This window comes from Mycobacterium sp. ST-F2 (genome assembly GCF_001905655.1).
In the GTDB taxonomy this organism is placed as follows: domain Bacteria; phylum Actinomycetota; class Actinomycetes; order Mycobacteriales; family Mycobacteriaceae; genus Mycobacterium.
Genome location: NZ_JMHT01000028.1, coordinates 1 through 17,017 on the forward strand (window position 1 = coordinate 1; position 17,017 = coordinate 17,017).

Genomic DNA, 17,017 nt, shown 5'->3' on the forward strand with positions numbered 1-17,017 from the left:
GCGCGGGCGGCGGCAGTCCTTTGTTCGGCTCGGACGCCGGCGGGTCGGCCTCGCGGGCCCGGGCCAGCGCGTCGAGCCACACCTGGGCACTGCGCCTCTGCCGCGAGCCGCCGAAAATCGGTAGCGCCGTGAGCTTTTCGATGGTGTCCGGATTGGCGATGGCAGCCGAGATGATCGCCGCGTCGGGCAGGATGCGGCCCGGAGCGATGTCCCGCCGCTGCGCGATCAAGTCGCGGGTCTGCCACAACTCGCGCACCGCGGCCAGGGCCTGGCCATTGCGCACCTTGTGGATGCCCGACGTCCTCCGCCACCGGTCGCGCCGCGTCGGCGTGGGTTCGACGGTCCGCATGTACTCGAATTCCTGTGCGGCCCAATCGGCTTTGCCCTGCGACTCGAGTTCCGCGGCCACTGCGGCGCGCAGTTCCAGCAGCACCTCGACGTCCAGTGCCGCGTAGTTCAGCCAGTCCGCGGGCAGCGGTCGCTTGGACCAGTCCGCGGCGCCGTGGCCCTTCTTCAACCCCAGACCCAACAGCCGCTGCACCATGGCCGCGAGGTTCACCCGGTCGTATCCAGCGAGCCGCCCACCCAATTCGGTGTCGTACAGCGACGGCGGCGTCATGCCGAGTTCGGCAAGGCACGGCAGATCCTGGTCGGCCGCGTGCAGAATCCACTCGTCGGAATTCACGACTTCGGCCACCGGCGCCAGTGCCTTCAGCGGGTCGATGCCGTGGCTGACAGGGTCGATCAGGACGGTGCCCGCACCGGCGCGCCGAATCTGGATCAGATAGGCCCGGTTGGAGTAACGGAAGCCCGACGCCCGCTCGGCATCGATCGCGAACGCGCCGTGCCCGGACGCCAAGAGTTCCCCGGCACGGGCGATGTCGCTCGCATAGACGGCGACGGCAGGCACGCCGTCGGCGGGTGCCAGCAGGGGAGTGACGTCGGGATCGTCCGCAACTTCGTCGGCGGTCCCGTCAAGATCAGGTTCAGTCATGCGGTCACGCGCGCGTGCGCGAACCCAGATCGGTCACACCGGCAGGCGGCAGTCCGGCAGCGTGTTCGAGCACTTCGCAGAACGCCACCACGTGCGGCCCCAGCTCAAGTGATGTCGCGGTCCACGACGCCCGCAGCTCCAGCTGGTGGGCCCGGGGCGGGCCGGAGATGTCGCCATAGCGCACCGACGTCGTCGCGGTGACGGTGCCGCCCAATGCGGTGACGCCGTCGGCATGCGACTCGAGGGCGTCGACCAGCCAGCTCCACGCCACCTCAGGCAGCAGTGGGTCAACGGCCTCCGTGGAGTCCAGGTCGGCCTGGATATAGGCCACGAGACGCATGGTGCCGTCCCAGGCTTCAGCGCCTTCGGGATCGTGCAGCAGGATCAGCCGTCCGAAGGCGTCGCCCTCCGAGCTCTCCGGGACGATGGAGGCGTCGGGGTGACGCACCTCTGCGCCCAGCGCGTAGCTGAAGGGAGCCAGCCGCTGCGGCGGACGGATCGGGCCGAGTTCGATCTCCTGGCGCACAGTGGCGGCGTTCATTGCCGCAACGGCAGTGCGGAACTGGGCCGGCTCGGCGGAGGTCACATTCTGGGACGCTAGCCCGATCTGGGCGGTCGCGTAAGCAGGCGCGCCGATAGCCCGATATTTGGCCGCACGACAGGGTATAAGCGACCGAACTGGACATGGCAGCATTAGCAGTGATGAGCACCCGTCGTGAACTGCCGCATTCGCCCTATCTGGCTGCCGCCACCGGCCGCACCCCGGACCGGACCCCGGTGTGGATGATGCGCCAGGCCGGCCGGTCCCTGCCCGAGTACCGCGCCCTGCGCGCCACCCACACCATGCTCTCGGCGTGCTTCAACCCGGAGCTGGTCTGCGAGATCACCATGCAGCCGGTGCGCCGCCACGGCGTCGACGCCGCCATCTTGTTCTCGGACATCGTGGTGCCGCTCAAGGCCGCCGGGATCGATCTGGACATTGTGCCGGACGTCGGGCCGGTCATCGCCCACCCGATCCGGACCCCGGACGACGTCGAGGGCATCAAGCCGCTCGAGCCCCATCAGGTGGCGCCGGTGGCCGAAGCCATCGGCCTGCTGACCAGGGAACTGGGTGACGTGCCGCTGATCGGTTTCGCGGGGGCCCCGTTCACCCTGGCCTCGTATCTGGTGGAGGGCGGCCCGAGCCGCAACCACGAGAAGACCAAGGCCATGATGCTCGGCGAGTCCGCGACGTGGCACGACCTGATGGAGAAGCTGACCGACCTCACCATCGAATTCCTGAGCGCCCAGCTGGCCGCCGGCGTCGACGCGATCCAGCTGTTCGACTCCTGGGCCGGCACCCTGTCGCTCGCCGACTACCGGGACTACGTGCTGCCGCACAGCTCCCGCATCTTCGCCTCCCTGAAAGACCACGGCGTCCCGATGACGCACTTCGGCGTCGGCACCGCCGAGCTTCTGGGTGCCATGGGCGAGGCCGGCGCGACGGTCGTCGGCGTCGACTGGCGCACCAACCTCGTCGACGCCGCGGGCCGGGTCGGTCCCGGCAAGGCACTGCAAGGCAACCTCGATCCGGTCGTGCTGCTGGCCGGCTGGCGCGTGGTCGACGACGCCGTCCGCCAAGTCGTCGCCGACGGGCGCCGGGCCGTCGAGGCCGGGGCCGCCGGGCACATCTTCAACCTCGGTCACGGCGTGTTGCCGTCGACCGATCCCGGTGTGGTCACCGAAGCAGTGGCGCTGGCCCACTCGCTGTGAGCCACCGATGAGCAAGACGTATTGCGTTGTCGGCGGCGGCATTTCGGGTCTGGTCGCGGCGTACCGGCTGCGCCAGGCCGAACCCGCGGCACGCATCACCGTCTTCGATCCGGCCGACCGGCTGGGCGGTGTCCTGCGCACCGAACGGCTTGCCGGTCAGACCCTGGACGTCGGCGCCGAGGCCTTCGTGGCCCGGAGGCCCGAGGTCACCTCGCTCCTGAAAGAACTCGGCCTGCGGCAGATCGGTACCACCGGCGTCCGCCCGCTGATCTGCAGTGGCGGCCGCCTCCATCCCATGCCTGACGGCACGATGCAGGGCATCCCCGGGCCGGGTGCCAACCTGCGCGGCCTGGTCGACGACGCGACGCAGGACCAGATCGCCAGCGAGCCGACACGACCCCTGCGCTGGCAGCTCGACGCCGACCCCACCGTCGCGCAGTTGGTCGGCGACCGGTTCGGTACCCAGGTGGTGACGCGGTCGGTCGACCCGCTGCTGGCCGGCGTCTATGCCGGTTCGGCCAAGACCATCGGCATCCGAAGCGCCGTCCCGGCACTGGCCGCCGCGCTGGACCGCGGCGCGCCGAGCCTGACGGCCGCGGTCGCCTCGGTGCTTGCCGCGGCGCCACAGACAGGCGCGCCGAGCGCATCGGTGTTCGGCGCGGTCGACGGCGGGTACGCCGTGCTGCTCGACGAACTTGTCCGCCGGACCGGCGCCCAGTGGGCGCAGGTCGGTATCGAAGGGCTGGGTCCAGACCGGGGCGAGCGGAGCGACGGGAGAAACCTGGGCCGGGCCTGGCAACTGCGGGACGACGAGGGCAAGCACTGGTCGGCCGACGCGGTGGTGCTGGCACTCCCGGCGCCGCGCGTGGCGAAGCTGCTCGAAGACGTCGCACCGGGCAGCGCGGCCATGGCACGGTTGATCCCGGTCGCCTCGGCCGCGGTGGTCGCGCTCGCGCTGCCGGGTGGGACGCCGCTGCCGCAGCAGTCCGGCGTCCTGATGGCCGCGGGAGAGTCCTTGCATGCCAAGGCGATCACGCTCACGTCGCGCAAGTGGGGGCGCGGCGGCAACGTTGAACTGTTGCGGCTGTCGTTCGGCCGGTTCGGTGACGACCTGGCCCGCAACGTCGGCGACGACCGGCTGCTGGCGTGGTCGCTCGAGGATCTGCGGACGCTGTTCGGGATCACCGCCGAGCCGGTGGACTACCTGGTGCAGCGCTGGATCGACGCCATGCCGCAGTACGGCCCGGGCCACCTCGAACTGGTCGACGAGCTGCGTGCCGGGCTGCCCTCGGGGCTGGCCGTGGCGGGCGGCTACCTGGACGGCATCGGGGTGCCGGCGTGCGTCGCGTCGGGAACCCGGGCGGCCCACGAGGTGGTCGGTAGCCGCGTGGCACGATAGAGCCATGGCCAAGCTCGACTACGACGCCCTCAACTCGGTGACCAGGTACATGATGATCTCGGTCTTCGCCGTGCAGCCCGACGAGCTGCCTGCGGACGAGAAGTCGCGGGCCGCCATCGCCGCGGACACCGCGGCCTACCTCAAGAAGCGCGAGGATGCGGGCGTCGTCGTCCGCGGGCTGTACGACGTCGCCGGCTTCCGGGCCGACGCCGACTTCATGATGTGGACCCACGCCGAGCGTGTCGAGGACCTGCAGGCCACCTACACCGGTTTCCGTCGCACCGCCCTCGGCGCGGCCACCGAGCCGGTGTGGAGCGTCGTCGCGCTGCATCGCCCGGCCGAGTTCAACAAGAGTCACCTGCCGGCGTTCATCATGGGCGAGGACCCGGGCGACTACATCTGCGTCTATCCGTTCGTGCGGTCGCTGGACTGGTACCTGCTGCCCGACGACGACCGCCGCCGCATGCTCGTCGAGCACGGCATGGGTGGCCGCGAATACCCCGACGTGCGCGCCAACACCGTGCCGGCCTTCGCGCTGGGCGACTACGAGTGGATCCTCGCCTTCGAGGGCCCCGACCTGGCCCGCATCGTCGAGCTCATGTGGAAGCTGCGCTACACCGACGCGCGCCGCCACGTCCGCGAGGAGACGCCGTTCTTCACCGGGCCGCGCGTCGGCATCGAGCAGCTGGTCGCCAACCTGCCGTAGACCGGTTACAGATCGGACTGTGCGCTGACCCGACCGGCGGCGACGGCGTCGCGTAATGCCGCGTAGTCACGTTCGTTCTGGTCGGCGTACGCCTCCGCGAAGCGGGTCAGTGCCGTGTCCGCGGCGTCGCTGCTCCCGAGGTAGGCGGCGATCGCGATGCGATCGCCGGTGCGGGCGTGGGCCCGGGCCAACGCGTGGGCGCAGGCCTGTCCGTAGTCGGCCAGCAGCTTCGGGCTCGACCTCTGCACCGACACCGCACCCTTCCAGTCGTGTAGCTGGCGGACGTAGTAGTCCGCCTCGTAGCCGTCCGGCCCGACGGCGTGCAGCCACCCCAGCAGGATGTCGCTACTGGCCTGCATCAGCCGCTGTCCGACCGAAACCCGTTGGGCGGCATTCGGATACGGACTGGCACCGAGAAAGCGTTCCAGGACGGAGGGCTGGGCCTCCTTCATCTGCAGCAACAACGGATCGTCGCCGTCGCGCCCGGTCAGCAACACGATCCACGCCCGCAGACCGACACTGCCGACCCCGACCACCTTGCGCGCCATCGTCACGTACTGGAAGCGGTCGATGAGGACGCGCCGACTGTCTTCCAGGCTGTCGCGGTAGCGCCGCATGAACGGCGTCATCTGCTGCTCGTACTGGTGGGCCCGCTCGGCGCCGACCAGTTCCTCGATGGGAACCACGAGTGGGGGACGGCTGATCAGCCTGCTCTGGCCGTCGACCGTTTCGGTCAGCTTCGCGACGGCCTGGAGACTGTCGTGGGCGCGGGCCTTGGCCGCGGTCTGCTGGATCTCGCGGGCGAACTTGGTGTCGACGCTGTTCTGCAGCTCGGCATCGACGGTCGTCTGGGTGTACCACGCCGCCAGCTCGCCCATGCCGGCCAGCTCCTGCATGCGGGTGCGGTAGCCGCTGACGCAGCGGCGGATCACGTCCGCGCGATCGTCGGCCTGAAAACCGTTGTCCCGACCGGCGATTGCCAGACTCGCCACCAACCGCTTCACGTCCCACTCCCACGGCCCCGGCAGGGTTTCGTCGAAGTCGTTGACGTCGAACACCAGATTGCGTTCAGGCGAGCCGAACAGTCCGAAGTTGCACAGATGAGCGTCGCCGCACAGTTGCGCGGTCAGCCCGGTGTGCGGGCCGGCCGCCAGATCGGCCGCCATGATCAGGGCCGCGCCGCGATAGAAGGCCAGTGCCGAGGTCAGCATCCGGCCGTATCTGATCGGGACGAGTTCGGCGATCCGGGAGGTCGCCTGCGACTCCAGCAGGGCCACCGGGTCGGGGCGGTCGGCGGTGATGTGGACCTCGGCCAGCGCCGATCGGGGCAGCCTCGCACGGGCGGCGCGACCGGCGTCGCAGCGTTCCTGCACGGACTGGTTCATCAGCCGACCGCGGTCCCGAACAACAGGCCCAACGCGTACGTCACTGCCGCCGCGCCGTAGCCGATCATCAACTGGCGCAATGCCCGTCGTAGCGGCGGCCCGCCCGAGAGCAGGCCGACGACCATGCCCGTCGACAGCAGTGCCAGCCCGACCAGGACCGCCGAGACGACGACGGCCGTGATGCCGGTGAGCCCGAACAGGTAGGGCAGCACCGGGATCAGCGCACCGGACGCGAAGAACATGAAGCTCGACACCGCGGCTCGCATGCCGGTACCGACGGCCTCGTGATGCTCGGTCGACACCTCGCCCAGCGGTGAGTCGGCCAATGCACCCGCCCGCAGGCTCGCGAACACGTCCGCGGCGCGGACGGCCGCGTCCTCGGGGCTCATCCCGCGGGCCCGGTACACCAGCTCCAGCTCGTTGGCGTCGACGTCGAGCGCCTGCACCGCGGTACCTGCGGTGGCGCTGGGCGTCGAGGCCTCCAGCAGTTCCAGCTGGGAGTTGACGGACACGTACTCACCGGCGCCCATCGACAGTGCACCCGCGATCAGCCCGGCCAGGCCTGTCGCGAGGATCGTCGCGTTCGACACCCCGGTGGCGCCGATGCCCAGGACCAGCGCCAGATTGCTGACCAGGCCGTCGTTGGCGCCGAACACCGCGGCGCGGAAACTGCCCGACAGTTGGTCGCGGCCCCGGCTGGCGAGGGCCCGCACGACCTCCATGTGAATGCGTTCGTCGGCGGCCATGGTGGGTGTGGCGTCGACGTCGGTGTCGTACTCCGAGCGCGCTTCGGCACGTTGGGCCAGGGCCAGCGTGAACACCGATCCGAGATGACGGGCGAGAAACCCGAGACCCCGGGTTCGCAGGTCAGGCCGGTGCGGTTTTCCGACCTGGTCGCCCAGCAGCGTCAGCCAGTGCTTCTCGTGCCGGCCTTCCGCGATGGCCAGTTCGAGCAGGATGTCGCGTTCGGCACCGTCACGCCGCTGCGCCAGGTCCCGGTAGACGGCGGCCTCGGCCCGCTCATTGGCCAGATGCTGACGCCACCGCCGCAACTGTGCGTCGGTGGGCTGCGAGACCACGTCTCAGCTCTCGGCCGGGACCAGGCGAAGCGAGATCGAGTTGATGCAGTAGCGCTGGTCGGTCGGGGTGGGGTAGCCCTCGCCCTCGAAGACGTGCCCGAGGTGGCTGTGGCAGTTGGCACACAGCACCTCCACGCGCCGCATCCCGAGGGTGTTGTCGGCCCGCAGGATCACCGCATCCGAGTCGGCCGGGTCGAAGAACGACGGCCAGCCGCAATGGGATTCGAATTTCTCGCTGCTGCGGAACAACTCGGCGCCACAGGCCCGGCACTGGTAGACGCCCTCGGTCTTGGTGTCGGTGTATTCGCCGACGAACGGGCGTTCCGTCCCGGCCTCCCGCAGCACGTGGAACTCGGCGGGCGTCAGTTTCTCGCGCCACTGAGAGTCGGTGAGTTCAACTTTGGGCGGCGGAATGCTCATGCGCTCACGCTACCCGCGGGAGCGGGCTTGGACAACCACAACGGGTCGATGCCCTGGTCCAGCCGACCGTCCTTCTTGGCGTCGAGGTAGCGGAAGTACAGGACACAGAACACCACGACGAGCATCAGCGACCAGCCGTAGGTGATCTTGATGTACTCCAGGAACCGGCCGGTCGTCGGCCAGCGCCACATGAGCCAGCGGTCCATGGTGAGGAACCCGTACACCGCGAGCCACGCGGGCCAGCTGCGGATGGTCGACCGCGGTAGCACGACCGTCATCAGGAACGGGAACAGCATCATCGAGTAGTAACCCTGCGCCAGCGACAGCACGAGCCACGAGGTGATGAGCAGGACGCCGGAGGACGTCAGCATCCAGAAAAGCTGATCGCGCTCGCGGTAGTACCGGTACAGCAGCCACAGGCTGGCCGCGGCCAGGAGCACGAAGGCGACGCGCAGCGCCATGATCAGCCACATCGGCAGGCCGTAGTAGATGCCGTTGCCCAGCAGTGAGCTGTTGAAGTAGTCGCGGGTCTGGAAGATGTACGGCACCGTGTTGCGCACGAAGCCCATGGGGTCGGCCGACAGCGGCCAGGCTACCGCGTTGAAGACGAGCGGCACCGCGAACGCTGCCACCAGGGCGCGCCACTGGCGGTTCAGCAACGGCAGGAGCAACAGGACACCGAGCAAGGGCTTGAGCACCAGCGTGAGGCCGATGGCGGCGCCGGCCAGCCACTCATGGTTTCTCTTGCCGTCCAGCAGCCAGGTGAAGAACAGCACCTCGGCCAGCAGGATGCAGCCGTTGACGTTGGTGAAAACCAGTGTGTTGGTGACCGATTCGGTGCAGAACATGGCCAGCAGCAGGGCGGGCAGCGCCACCGATGTCAGCGAGAACTTGAACAGCCGTACCAGAAGGCACCCGGCGATGATGATCGCCACCGAGTTGATCGCAACGAACCAGAACCGCGACGCGAACTCGGGCAGGAAGCCGAACGGCGACAGCAGCAGGGTGCCGCCGGGCGGGTAGAGGTAGTGCGGGTCGACGTAGTTGAAGTGCTCGTTGTAGATGGCCCAGTGCCGCCGGAAGTTCGACACCGCGCGGTACACCGGACCGAAGTCGTCGGTGATGTACCCGTTGGTCGTCAGCACATAGCTGCGGTGGATGATCGACACGATCGCGATGGGCCACAGCGCATTGCGAACGATATTCGCGGTGCTTTGTGGGCCGGTGCGGGGACCGAAGACGCTCAGGAGCGATAGAGGGCGCGTCACCACCGAACCCTATAACGGGGGCTCGGACCGCTCGGTCAGGCCGGGCAGAACGTGTCGGTCTCCGGCAGCTTGCCGGTGTTCAGGTAGCCCTGCACGGGCGGCAGGGCGCACGCCGTGTAGACCACGGTGCCGTGGCCGGTGCCCTGCCACATGACGCGCCGGCTGTTGTTGCCCGCGTTGATCGCCATCGCCGCCACCGCGGCGATGCCGTCGCCGCCGACGATCGCGTCGTTGTGGGTGCCCAGCAACAGGATCGGCACCTTCAGCTCTTTGGGCGGCGCGGGCGACGGGCTGCTGGGCCAGCTCAGGCACGGTGCCAGGCTGAGCGCCCCGACGGCACCGAACTGCGGGTACTTCTTGGGCCACGCCACCAGCAGTTCGCGGACGCGGTCCGGCGTGGGCCGGTTGACGGCGTCGTCGCACCGGTTCACGAACTGGCCGTCGGTCTGGCGCGTGTCCTCGGCCGTCCTGCCCAGCGCGTTGAGCGCGGTGGCGTCGCCGCTGCGGGCGGCGGCCAGCGCGCCGGCGAGCGACATGGTGTTGGCCAGTCCGTCACCGCGCGGGTAGCCCAGCGCCGTGGTGATCGCTTCGACCAGGCCGGCTGTCGAGGCGCCGCCGGCGCCGCGTCCGGCACGGGCCTCGGCCAGCAGGCCGTCGATGGCGCCCTTGGGGTCGGGGCCCAGCGGGCAGTTGTTGGCGACGCACTGCGCGGCGAACGCGTCGAGCGCGGCCTGCTGGCCCTTGACCCGTTGTTCGGCTGCGGCTTCGGCGGACAGGCCCAGCGGCAAGGGGGAGTCCAGCACCAGCCGGGCGACCTTGGTGGGATGCGACGCCGCGTAGGCCAGGGCGATCTGGGCGCCGTTGCCGATGCCGAGAACGGCCAGCGCGGGCACGTCCCACGTGCTGCGCAGCCGCTCCAGGTCCTCGGCCGAGTGGGCGTTGTCGTAGGCCGACTCGCCGGGCGCGATGCTGTCGGTGCAGTCGGTGGTGGCCGAGGTGGCGACCTTCGCGAGGTTGGCGACCTGGTCGTCACCCGACAGGAACTGGGCCTGGTCCAGCAGGTCCTGGCGATCATTGCTCGACACACAGCTCAGCGGCCCGGACATGCCCATGCCGCGGCGGTCGACGGCGACGACGGGGCGTGTCTTGAGCAGTTCGACGCCGCCGCGCTGCAGCCACACCGGTAACTGCAGGGAGGTGGCGGTGTCCGATCCGGTGGTCATGACGATCGGTCCGGCGTCGGCCGGGGTCGTGGCCAACCGGGCGCGCACCACCCCGATGCTGACGGTCCCGGCGGAGCCGCCCAGGGAATCGAGGTCGGCGTCGTAGTCCGAGCAGTCGAGGATGACGCCGGGGACCGCGGGTACCGTCGCCTCGCCGAAGACGCGGGAGGTGCACTCGCGCCACGTCAGGTCCTTCTTGGGCGCGGCGATGGCCGGCGGACCCTCAGGGGCCTTGGACGTGGTGGCCGCGCCCTGCGGACGCGCACCGGAGTCGGTGACGTACCGCGGGTTGGCGGCCAGCAGCGGAGCGCATCCCGCGACGACCGTCGACAGCACGACGGTCGACAGGCTCAGGGCCGGGAGCAGCAGGCGGCGATGCATGGCCACCACAGTAGCGATGGTGGTGCGACGAGCCCGTCAGCGGACGTAGCGCGTGTACAGGTAGCCCGCGGTATCGGTGAGAACGTGGCTGCGGCGCAGGCGGGTGTGGGCCTGGCCGGGGCCGGAGGCGATCCGTCGGGCCTGTCCGCCGACCAGGACCGGGGCGATGGTCACGCACATCTCGTCGATGAGGTCGTCCTCGATCAACATGTTCAGCAGCGACGGGCCGCCTTCGGTCAGCACCCGCAGCAGCCCGCGTTCGGCGAAGATACGCAGGACCGCGCGGGGGTCGACCCGGTCGGGTGCGGCGCCGGAGGCGTCGATGACCTCGGCCAGCCCGATGAACCGGCGGCAGGTGTCGTCGATGCTGTCGCGACTGGTGAGGATCAGCGGCGGCACCTCGGTACGGGTGAACAGCTTGGCGTCGTGCGGGATGTCGGCGCTGTGCGTGATCACCGCGATCGGGGGCACCTCGGCCTGGCCCCGCAGTTGGCGGGCCTGGCGCTGTGCCGCCGACATCTGGGCCCCGGAGTAGTTCTCGATGCGGACCGTCGCCGCACCGACCAGGATGACGTCGGCGTGCTGGCGCATGAGGCCGAACAGGGCCCGGTCACCGGGACCGGCCAGGCCGCCGGACGTGCCGTCGTCGGTGGCGCCGCCATCCAGACTGGTGATCATGTTGGCCCGCACCCACGGCCGGTCCAGCGGGTCGGGGTAGGCGTACAGCGGGGTCAGCAGGGATTCATCGTTGGTGGCGGAGTCGGTCCGGAAGACAGCACCGACCGCGCTGAGCTCTGTGAGCTGCGTCGCAGCGTCGGGATCGGACACGTGAATCATTCCAGCACGCCGCTATGGTGCCTTCATGCCTGGGGCCAGCGAAGTCGCGCACCTGACCGATCGCCATCCGACCGTCACGCCGGAGCGACTGATCGCCGAGCTCGTCCCGCCACCCACCTTCGCCGACGTGAGTTTCGACTCGTACCGGCCCGATCCGAATGAGCCGTCGCAGGCCGCGGCCGTCGTCTCGGCCCGCAAGTTCTGCGAGGACGCGACGCGTCAGCGGGCCGGCAAGAAGAAGTTGTTCGGCAAGCGCGAGGCGCTGCCCGGTGTCGGGATGTACCTCGACGGCGGCTTCGGTGTCGGCAAGACGCACCTCCTGGCGTCGACCTACTACACGCTGGCCGGGGCCAACGCGGGCCCAGCCGCGTTCGCCACGTTCGGTGAGCTGACCCAGCTGGCCGGCGTCTTCGGCTTCACCGAGTGCATCGAGCTGCTGTCGCAGTACGTGGTGGTCTGCATCGACGAGTTCGAGCTCGACGATCCCGGCAACACCACGCTGATCTCCCGGCTGCTCTCGGCGCTGGTCGAGCGCGGCGTGTCGATCGCGGCGACGTCCAACACGCTGCCCGAACAGCTGGGTGAGGGACGCTTCGCCGCCCAGGACTTCCTGCGCGAAATCAACACGCTGTCAAGCATTTTCACCACTGTCCGCGTCGAGGGCCCCGACTACCGGCAGCGTGCCCTGCCGTCCGCGCCGGTGCCGCCGTCGGACGACGAGGTGCGGTCGTGGGCCGTCGGCGTCGAGGACGCCACGCTCGACGAGTTCGACGCCCTGTGCGCGCACCTCGCCACCATGCACCCGTCGCGCTATCACGCGTTGATCGAGGGCGTGCAGGAAGTCTTCATCACCGGCGTGCACATGGTCTATGACCAGGCCGTCGCGCTGCGGCTGGTGTCGTTGATCGACCGGCTCTACGACGCCGGCATCCCGGTGGTGGCGTCGGGCGAGAAGATGAACACCGTCTTCAGCGAGGAGATGCTCGCCGGCGGCTTCCGCAAGAAGTACCTGCGTGCCACGTCCCGCCTGCTCGCGCTGACCCACGAGGGCACCCAGCTCCACGCCTAGCGGCCTACAGCAGTCGCACCAGGACGTAGTCGCTCTCGGTCCGCTCACCGAGCTGAAAGGTCTTGGTGCCGCTGACCTCGAACCCGTGCTTGCGGTAAAACCGTTGGGCGCGTTGGTTTTCCTGGTTGACGCCGAGCCACACGCAGCGCGCGCCGGTATCCCGCGCGAACCTGACCGAGACGTCCATGAGCATCGCGGCGACCTTGCCGCCGTGGACGTCGGGCAGCACATAGCACTTGGACAGCTCGACCGCCGGGCGCTCCGGCACGGCGCGCTGGACGTCGGCGTCGTCGGCCACGCCGCGAATCAGCATGGTGTACCCCAGGATTCGCGCGTTGTCGTGGGCGACGAACACGGCGCGCTCGGGATCGCGCAGGTACTCGCCGAACCGATCGGCGGACAGGTTGCCGGCGATGAAGGCCGCGATGTTCTCCGGCGTCGACGACGGTGGACACGCGAGCGGGAACGTCGCGGCGGCGACGTCAGCGAGTTCGGCCACATCCTCGGCCTGCGCCGGGCGCACGGAAACCGTCATCGCGCCAACCTATCTCGTGGCGGGTGCACAAAAAACTGCCCCTCTCGAAGGAGAGGGGCAGTTTTCGTGAGGCTCAGGGCAGCTGGTCGCCAGGCTGCCAGATGTTCCACTGTGCAAGGTGGGTGCCGGTGGCCGGGTTGAGCATGACCACGTTGCTGACCAGACCGCGGTAGACGTCCCAGTAGACGACGCCGTCGACCGTGGCACCGGCGGGCGCGCTCAGCAGTTTGCGGCTCAACTCGTTCGGATCGTCGGTGTTCTTGGACACGTAGGCGTCGGCAAACGGTGTGACACCGGTGAAGGTGACGCCGTTGGCCATCCAGTAGGGGTTGGGCGTCGAGATGACGTGGACGGTGACATCTGACTTCCAGGGGCCACCCTGGTTGCGCCACCGTGGGGTGCCGTTCCAGGTCCAGCCCGGCGGTTCATCCGACGGCAGGACGTTGTGGACGGTGACGTCCGCGACCAGGCCCTTGTAGTCGACGCGGAGGGTCTGGCCGACGTCACCGATGCTCGTGTCGGCGGCTGCCGACGGCGCCAGTGCGGCGGCCAGCAGGGTCAACGCACCGAGCAAGCCCGCCAACCAGCGGTAGGTCCTGTTGCCGTTCACGCCCGTGCTCATCGCGTCCTCTCCGTTATGACTGCATCGCATGATGGCACACCGCCATAGCGGCCTCGCCCGAATGGACTAGATCTCGCCACTTCAGCGAGGTCAGTGGGCTGCTTCGTCCCTGTCAGTGGACACTCACTCTTGCCCGGACTGCTCGGCGGCCGACTGCTGGGCGGCGACGAAGTCGGTGAGCATCTGCTCCAGCTCTGTCTCGATGCGGGTCTTGTCGACCCCGAGGCGGTGCAGCGGTCCGTCGGCGTCCTCGGACTCGAGCAGTGCCAGCAGGATGTGCTCGGTCCCGATGTAGTTGTGTCCCAAGCGAAGTGCTTCGCGGAAAGTCAGTTCCAGCACCTTCTTGGCGGCGCCGTCGAATGGGATCAGGGCCTTGGGTTCGGCGGTGCCGACGGTGACGGCGGCGGCCGTGCGGATCTGCTCTGCGGTGACTCCTTGATTGCTCAACAGCACCATGGCCAGGGAGCCCGGATCGGTGAGCAGGCCGAGCAGCAGATGGTCGGGGGTGATCTCGGTGCTGCGCGAGGTGTGCGCGGCCTGCTGGGCCTCGACGACGGCGGTGCGGGCGCGCGGGGTGAACCGGCTGAATCCGTCCTTGGGATCCATGGTGTCGAGCCGGGGTTCCTTGGGGACGAAGCGCTTCTGCGCGGCCTGTTTGGTGACGCCCATGCTGCTGCCGATATCGGTCCATGACGCACCCGAGCGGCGGGCCTGGTCGACGAAGTGACCGATCAGGTGGTCGGCGATGTCGCCGAGGTGTTCGGCGGCGAGCATCGCATCGGTGAGTTGATCGAGCGGTTCGGTGTGCACCTTCTTGATCGCCTCGATCAGGTCGTCGAGGCGGATGGTGCCGGCAATCGGGTTGGGGGTCGACGTGTGCGCGGATTCAGCAGATGTAACCATGCGTCAACCGTAGGTTGACGATGCAGATCCGTCAACCACGAGTTGACGGATCACGAGTGGCGCAGCGTGTCCCAGTCGTGCTCGGTCTCCAGCTGCTCGATGGCCTTCGCGGTGCGCTCTTTGAGTACAAGGGTCACGGTCAACGCGAGCAGGCCACCCACCAGCAGGGCCACCCAGGAGAACCGGGCCAGCCACTTCTCGGCGGCCACGCCCAGGTAGTAGACGACGGCCGTGGTGCCGCAGGCCCACACGATGCCGCCGGCCGCGTTGGCGGCCAGGAAGTGCGAGTACTTCATCTTGAGCGCGCCGGCCAGCGGCCCGGCGAAGATGCGCAGCAGCGCGACGAAGCGGCCGAAGAACACGGCCCAGACGCCCCAGCGACTGAAGAGTCGGCGAGCGAGTGCGACATGGCCCGGGCCGAAATGTTTGGGGAACCGGCGGCCGAGGCGCTCGAACAGTGACATCCCGAAGCGTCGGCCGATGCTGTAGCCGATCGAATCGCCGATGATGGCGCCGGCGGCGGCCGACAGCCCGACGGCCGCCGGGTCGATGTCGAGGGTGTGCCGCGAGGACATGACCGCGGCCGTGACGAGAATGATCTCGCCCGGCAACGGGATGCCCAGGCTTTCGAGCCCGATCACGAGCCCGACCACGAGATACACCGCCACGGGTGGGATCGATTGCAGCAGTGCGTCGACGTCCATGCCGCTAAGGATGCACTACTACGGCGAAGCTGGAGGTGCGGGCGGCGCCGGTGCGGGGGCGGGCGCCGGGGCAGGAGCGCCGCCGCCTCCGCCGAGGGTGCCGAGAATCGCGATAGCGGCGCGCGCCTGCGGGGAAATGTTGGGTCCCGGTCCGGTCGAATCCGGTGCGGCATCGGTGACGTGCCACGGCTGGCAGCCGCTGGTCTTGAACGCTTTATCGGTCGCGTCGATGAGCACGACCTGGGGCTTGGCGGTCATGGCGCTGTCGATGACGTTGTTCTTGGCGTGCGGGTCCACGTTGTTCATCCGCCGCCAGTAGCAGCGCTTGTCGCCGACGGGCCCGGCCGTGGCGTACGTGCCGGGTGCGATGTCCTTGCCGACGATGTACAGCCCGTCGGCGTCGATGCTGGTCTTGGGGCCGCCGGCCGGGGCGGCAGGACCCGGAGGTGCGGGCGTGGGGTCGGCCAGGGCGACGGCCGTCGACGCGGCGCAGCTCACCACGGCCAGTGCCGCGGCCGCGGCGATCCTCGTCTTCGAGCTCATGACGTCAAAGTTTAGCTCTTCTAGCTATGTGCCGGGGTGTGATGTCTGTCGGGTGGTTCGCGGGGCTCGGGCGGCGTAGGCTATGACTGTCTGACCAAAGGAGTCATAGGTATGGCGGTGGCATTCAGCCCCGACGAACGGGACAGCATCGCGCGCGCCCTGGTCGACACTGCCGAGCGGTTGTTCGCGACCCAGGGGCTGAAGAAGACGTCGCTGGATGAACTGGTGCGCCCGGCCGGTATCGGCAAGGGCAGCTTCTATGCGTTCTTCGACTCGAAGGAGTCGCTCTATCTCGAGGTGATGCTGCGGCGGGCACCTCGGGTGGGTTCCGGCCTTGCTGCGCCGTTGAGCCGGCCTGTCGACGAGGACGGCCTCGTGGGCCTCATGCGTGGCATCACCGACGTGCTCGTCGACGACCCGTTCTACCGAAGGCTCCTCACGCACCCCGACGAACTGACGGCCGTCACCCGCCGCGTCGGGCCCGATCAGCTCGCCCGGGTCATGCCGCAGATCGTCAGCCCGGTGCTCGACTACCTGGCGGCCGGGCAGCGGGCCGGCGTCCTGGTCGACGACATCGCGCCGGACGCCCTGCTGGGCGTCATGCGGTCCGTCGGGCTGCTGGTGATGAACCGCGACCGGTTCGGCGCCGGATACGACGACGTGCTCGACGCGACCATCCGAACTCTGGCAAGGGGAATGCTCCGATGAAGCTTCTGGACAGGTACGCCCACGCGGCCGGCATGAGTGACGAGGCGTGGCGCCGCCACGCCAACCCGTGGAGCGTGTGGACGCGGTTCGCGGCCATCCCGGTGATGCTGCTGGCGATCTGGAGCCGCGTCTGGATCGGGTGGTGGGCGCTGGCGCCGATCGGCCTGGTCGTCCTGTGGCTGTGGTGGAACCCGCATGCGTTCGCGCCCGTCGACAAGCCGGTGGCCTGGTCGTCGCGCGGCATCTATGGCGAACGGCTCTGGATGCAGGTCCGGTCGCGCATGCCGGCGGGCTTCGCTGTGGTGCAACGAATTTGGGTCGTCGGTGCGCTCGTCGGCTCGTCGCTGCTGGCGTGGGGCCTCACCGCGCTGCTGCTCTGGCCGACGGTCTTCGGTGCCGTTCTCGTCGTGTACGGACAGCTGTGGCGCATCGACCGGCTGGGCATCTTCTACGACGAGGTGACGGCCGGTCGCTGACCGGATTCTTACC

18 protein-coding genes and 2 pseudogenes are annotated in these 17,017 nt (G+C 69.1%); 6 read left to right on the plus strand and 14 right to left on the minus strand.

Going from position 1 to position 17,017, the window contains the following annotated elements; all coding sequences use genetic code 11:
• Both EB75_RS11675 and EB75_RS11680 read right to left on the minus strand, forming a co-directional pair.
• On the minus strand, positions 1-994 hold a 994-nt coding region (locus tag EB75_RS11675), incomplete at its 3' end, for an HRDC domain-containing protein (RefSeq protein WP_073695561.1).
• A 4-nt stretch (positions 995-998) separates the two neighbouring features.
• Positions 999-1,535, minus strand: coding sequence for a DUF3000 domain-containing protein (locus EB75_RS11680; protein ID WP_286150156.1), 537 nt, complete (start codon positions 1,533-1,535; stop codon positions 999-1,001).
• 161 nt (positions 1,536-1,696) lie between these two features.
• On the opposite strand from EB75_RS11680, the gene hemE reads away from it, so the two are divergent.
• The 3 genes from hemE to hemQ are packed head-to-tail and all read left to right on the plus strand — an operon-like array spanning position 1,697 to position 4,851.
• The gene (gene hemE / locus EB75_RS11685; protein WP_073695563.1) at positions 1,697-2,746 is read left to right on the plus strand and encodes a uroporphyrinogen decarboxylase; all 1,050 of its coding nucleotides are present in this window, start codon (positions 1,697-1,699) and stop codon (positions 2,744-2,746) included.
• Between the two features lie 7 nt (positions 2,747-2,753).
• A complete protein-coding gene (locus tag EB75_RS11690; RefSeq protein ID WP_073695564.1) occupies positions 2,754-4,145 on the plus strand; it encodes a protoporphyrinogen oxidase in 1,392 nt (463 codons plus the stop codon).
• A 4-nt stretch (positions 4,146-4,149) separates the two neighbouring features.
• A complete protein-coding gene (gene hemQ / locus EB75_RS11695; RefSeq protein ID WP_073695565.1) occupies positions 4,150-4,851 on the plus strand; it encodes a hydrogen peroxide-dependent heme synthase in 702 nt (233 codons plus the stop codon).
• A gap of 5 nt (positions 4,852-4,856) precedes the next feature.
• Here hemQ and EB75_RS11700 read toward each other — a convergent pair whose 3' ends face one another.
• The 6 genes from EB75_RS11700 to EB75_RS11725 are packed head-to-tail and all read right to left on the minus strand — an operon-like array spanning position 4,857 to position 11,444.
• The gene (locus EB75_RS11700) at positions 4,857-6,236 is read right to left on the minus strand and encodes a DUF2252 domain-containing protein (RefSeq protein WP_073695566.1); all 1,380 of its coding nucleotides are present in this window, start codon (positions 6,234-6,236) and stop codon (positions 4,857-4,859) included.
• On the minus strand, positions 6,236-7,315 hold the full coding sequence (locus EB75_RS11705) for a VIT1/CCC1 transporter family protein (RefSeq protein WP_073695567.1): 1,080 nt from the start codon (positions 7,313-7,315) through the stop codon (positions 6,236-6,238). Before EB75_RS11705 ends, EB75_RS11700 begins: the two co-directional genes overlap by 1 nt.
• 3 nt (positions 7,316-7,318) lie before the next feature.
• Positions 7,319-7,735 (minus strand): peptide-methionine (R)-S-oxide reductase MsrB, encoded by a 417-nt coding sequence (msrB, locus tag EB75_RS11710; protein WP_073695568.1) that lies wholly within the window; start codon positions 7,733-7,735, stop codon positions 7,319-7,321.
• A complete protein-coding gene (gene aftC, locus EB75_RS11715) occupies positions 7,732-9,003 on the minus strand; it encodes an arabinofuranan 3-O-arabinosyltransferase (RefSeq protein WP_073695607.1) in 1,272 nt (423 codons plus the stop codon). The genes msrB and aftC overlap by 4 nt, the downstream gene beginning before the upstream one ends.
• A 35-nt stretch (positions 9,004-9,038) precedes the next feature.
• Positions 9,039-10,607 carry an alpha/beta fold hydrolase gene (locus EB75_RS11720; RefSeq protein ID WP_217267694.1) on the minus strand — a complete coding sequence of 523 codons (1,569 nt, stop codon included), beginning with the start codon at positions 10,605-10,607 and terminating at the stop codon, positions 9,039-9,041.
• 36 nt (positions 10,608-10,643) lie between these two features.
• The gene (locus EB75_RS11725; RefSeq protein ID WP_073695570.1) at positions 10,644-11,444 is read right to left on the minus strand and encodes a pyrimidine reductase family protein; all 801 of its coding nucleotides are present in this window, start codon (positions 11,442-11,444) and stop codon (positions 10,644-10,646) included.
• A 25-nt stretch (positions 11,445-11,469) separates the two neighbouring features.
• Between EB75_RS11725 and zapE the strand changes: the two genes are divergently transcribed.
• On the plus strand, positions 11,470-12,513 hold the full coding sequence (zapE, locus tag EB75_RS11730; RefSeq protein WP_073695571.1) for a cell division protein ZapE: 1,044 nt from the start codon (positions 11,470-11,472) through the stop codon (positions 12,511-12,513).
• A 4-nt stretch (positions 12,514-12,517) separates the two neighbouring features.
• Here zapE and EB75_RS11735 read toward each other — a convergent pair whose 3' ends face one another.
• The 6 genes and pseudogenes from EB75_RS11735 to EB75_RS11755 form a co-directional block, all read right to left on the minus strand.
• Positions 12,518-13,048 carry a GNAT family N-acetyltransferase gene (locus tag EB75_RS11735; protein ID WP_073695572.1) on the minus strand — a complete coding sequence of 177 codons (531 nt, stop codon included), beginning with the start codon at positions 13,046-13,048 and terminating at the stop codon, positions 12,518-12,520.
• 73 nt (positions 13,049-13,121) lie between these two features.
• Positions 13,122-13,670: a hypothetical protein gene (locus EB75_RS11740; protein ID WP_073695573.1), complete on the minus strand. Its 549-nt coding sequence runs from the start codon at positions 13,668-13,670 to the stop codon at positions 13,122-13,124.
• Between the two features lie 123 nt (positions 13,671-13,793).
• A pseudogene (locus EB75_RS30285) lies at positions 13,794-14,042 on the minus strand (Clp protease N-terminal domain-containing protein); the annotation flags it as partial.
• Positions 14,043-14,066: 24 nt separating this feature from the next.
• Positions 14,067-14,573, minus strand: a pseudogene (locus EB75_RS11745) (Clp protease N-terminal domain-containing protein); the annotation flags it as partial.
• A gap of 50 nt (positions 14,574-14,623) precedes the next feature.
• Entirely contained in the window at positions 14,624-15,277 is a 654-nt protein-coding gene (locus EB75_RS11750; protein ID WP_073695575.1) for a DedA family protein, read from the minus strand.
• A gap of 18 nt (positions 15,278-15,295) precedes the next feature.
• Complete coding sequence (locus tag EB75_RS11755; protein WP_073695576.1) at positions 15,296-15,820, minus strand: Rv1352/Rv1906c domain-containing protein; 525 nt, start codon at positions 15,818-15,820, stop codon at positions 15,296-15,298.
• Between the two features lie 111 nt (positions 15,821-15,931).
• Between EB75_RS11755 and EB75_RS11760 the strand changes: the two genes are divergently transcribed.
• A complete protein-coding gene (locus tag EB75_RS11760) occupies positions 15,932-16,528 on the plus strand; it encodes a TetR/AcrR family transcriptional regulator (RefSeq protein ID WP_073695577.1) in 597 nt (198 codons plus the stop codon).
• Positions 16,525-17,004, plus strand: a complete 480-nt coding sequence (locus EB75_RS11765) for a DUF6653 family protein (RefSeq protein ID WP_073695578.1) — start codon at positions 16,525-16,527, stop codon at positions 17,002-17,004. Before EB75_RS11760 ends, EB75_RS11765 begins: the two co-directional genes overlap by 4 nt.
• The last annotated feature ends 13 nt before the right edge of the window (positions 17,005-17,017 follow it).

Coding starts and splice junctions, on each gene's coding strand:
- EB75_RS11680 (WP_286150156.1), bottom strand. CDS start 1,535: ATGAACGCCGCCACTGTGCGCCAGGAGATCGAACTCGGCCCGATCCGT.
- hemE (WP_073695563.1), top strand. CDS start 1,697: ATGAGCACCCGTCGTGAACTGCCGCATTCGCCCTATCTGGCTGCCGCC.
- EB75_RS11690 (WP_073695564.1), top strand. CDS start 2,754: ATGAGCAAGACGTATTGCGTTGTCGGCGGCGGCATTTCGGGTCTGGTC.
- hemQ (WP_073695565.1), top strand. CDS start 4,150: ATGGCCAAGCTCGACTACGACGCCCTCAACTCGGTGACCAGGTACATG.
- EB75_RS11700 (WP_073695566.1), bottom strand. CDS start 6,236: ATGAACCAGTCCGTGCAGGAACGCTGCGACGCCGGTCGCGCCGCCCGT.
- msrB (WP_073695568.1), bottom strand. CDS start 7,735: ATGAGCATTCCGCCGCCCAAAGTTGAACTCACCGACTCTCAGTGGCGC.
- EB75_RS11720 (WP_217267694.1), bottom strand. CDS start 10,607: ATGCATCGCCGCCTGCTGCTCCCGGCCCTGAGCCTGTCGACCGTCGTG.
- EB75_RS11725 (WP_073695570.1), bottom strand. CDS start 11,444: ATGATTCACGTGTCCGATCCCGACGCTGCGACGCAGCTCACAGAGCTC.
- zapE (WP_073695571.1), top strand. CDS start 11,470: ATGCCTGGGGCCAGCGAAGTCGCGCACCTGACCGATCGCCATCCGACC.
- EB75_RS11735 (WP_073695572.1), bottom strand. CDS start 13,048: ATGACGGTTTCCGTGCGCCCGGCGCAGGCCGAGGATGTGGCCGAACTC.
- EB75_RS11740 (WP_073695573.1), bottom strand. CDS start 13,670: ATGAGCACGGGCGTGAACGGCAACAGGACCTACCGCTGGTTGGCGGGC.
- EB75_RS11750 (WP_073695575.1), bottom strand. CDS start 15,277: ATGGACGTCGACGCACTGCTGCAATCGATCCCACCCGTGGCGGTGTAT.
- EB75_RS11755 (WP_073695576.1), bottom strand. CDS start 15,820: ATGAGCTCGAAGACGAGGATCGCCGCGGCCGCGGCACTGGCCGTGGTG.
- EB75_RS11760 (WP_073695577.1), top strand. CDS start 15,932: ATGGCGGTGGCATTCAGCCCCGACGAACGGGACAGCATCGCGCGCGCC.
- EB75_RS11765 (WP_073695578.1), top strand. CDS start 16,525: ATGAAGCTTCTGGACAGGTACGCCCACGCGGCCGGCATGAGTGACGAG.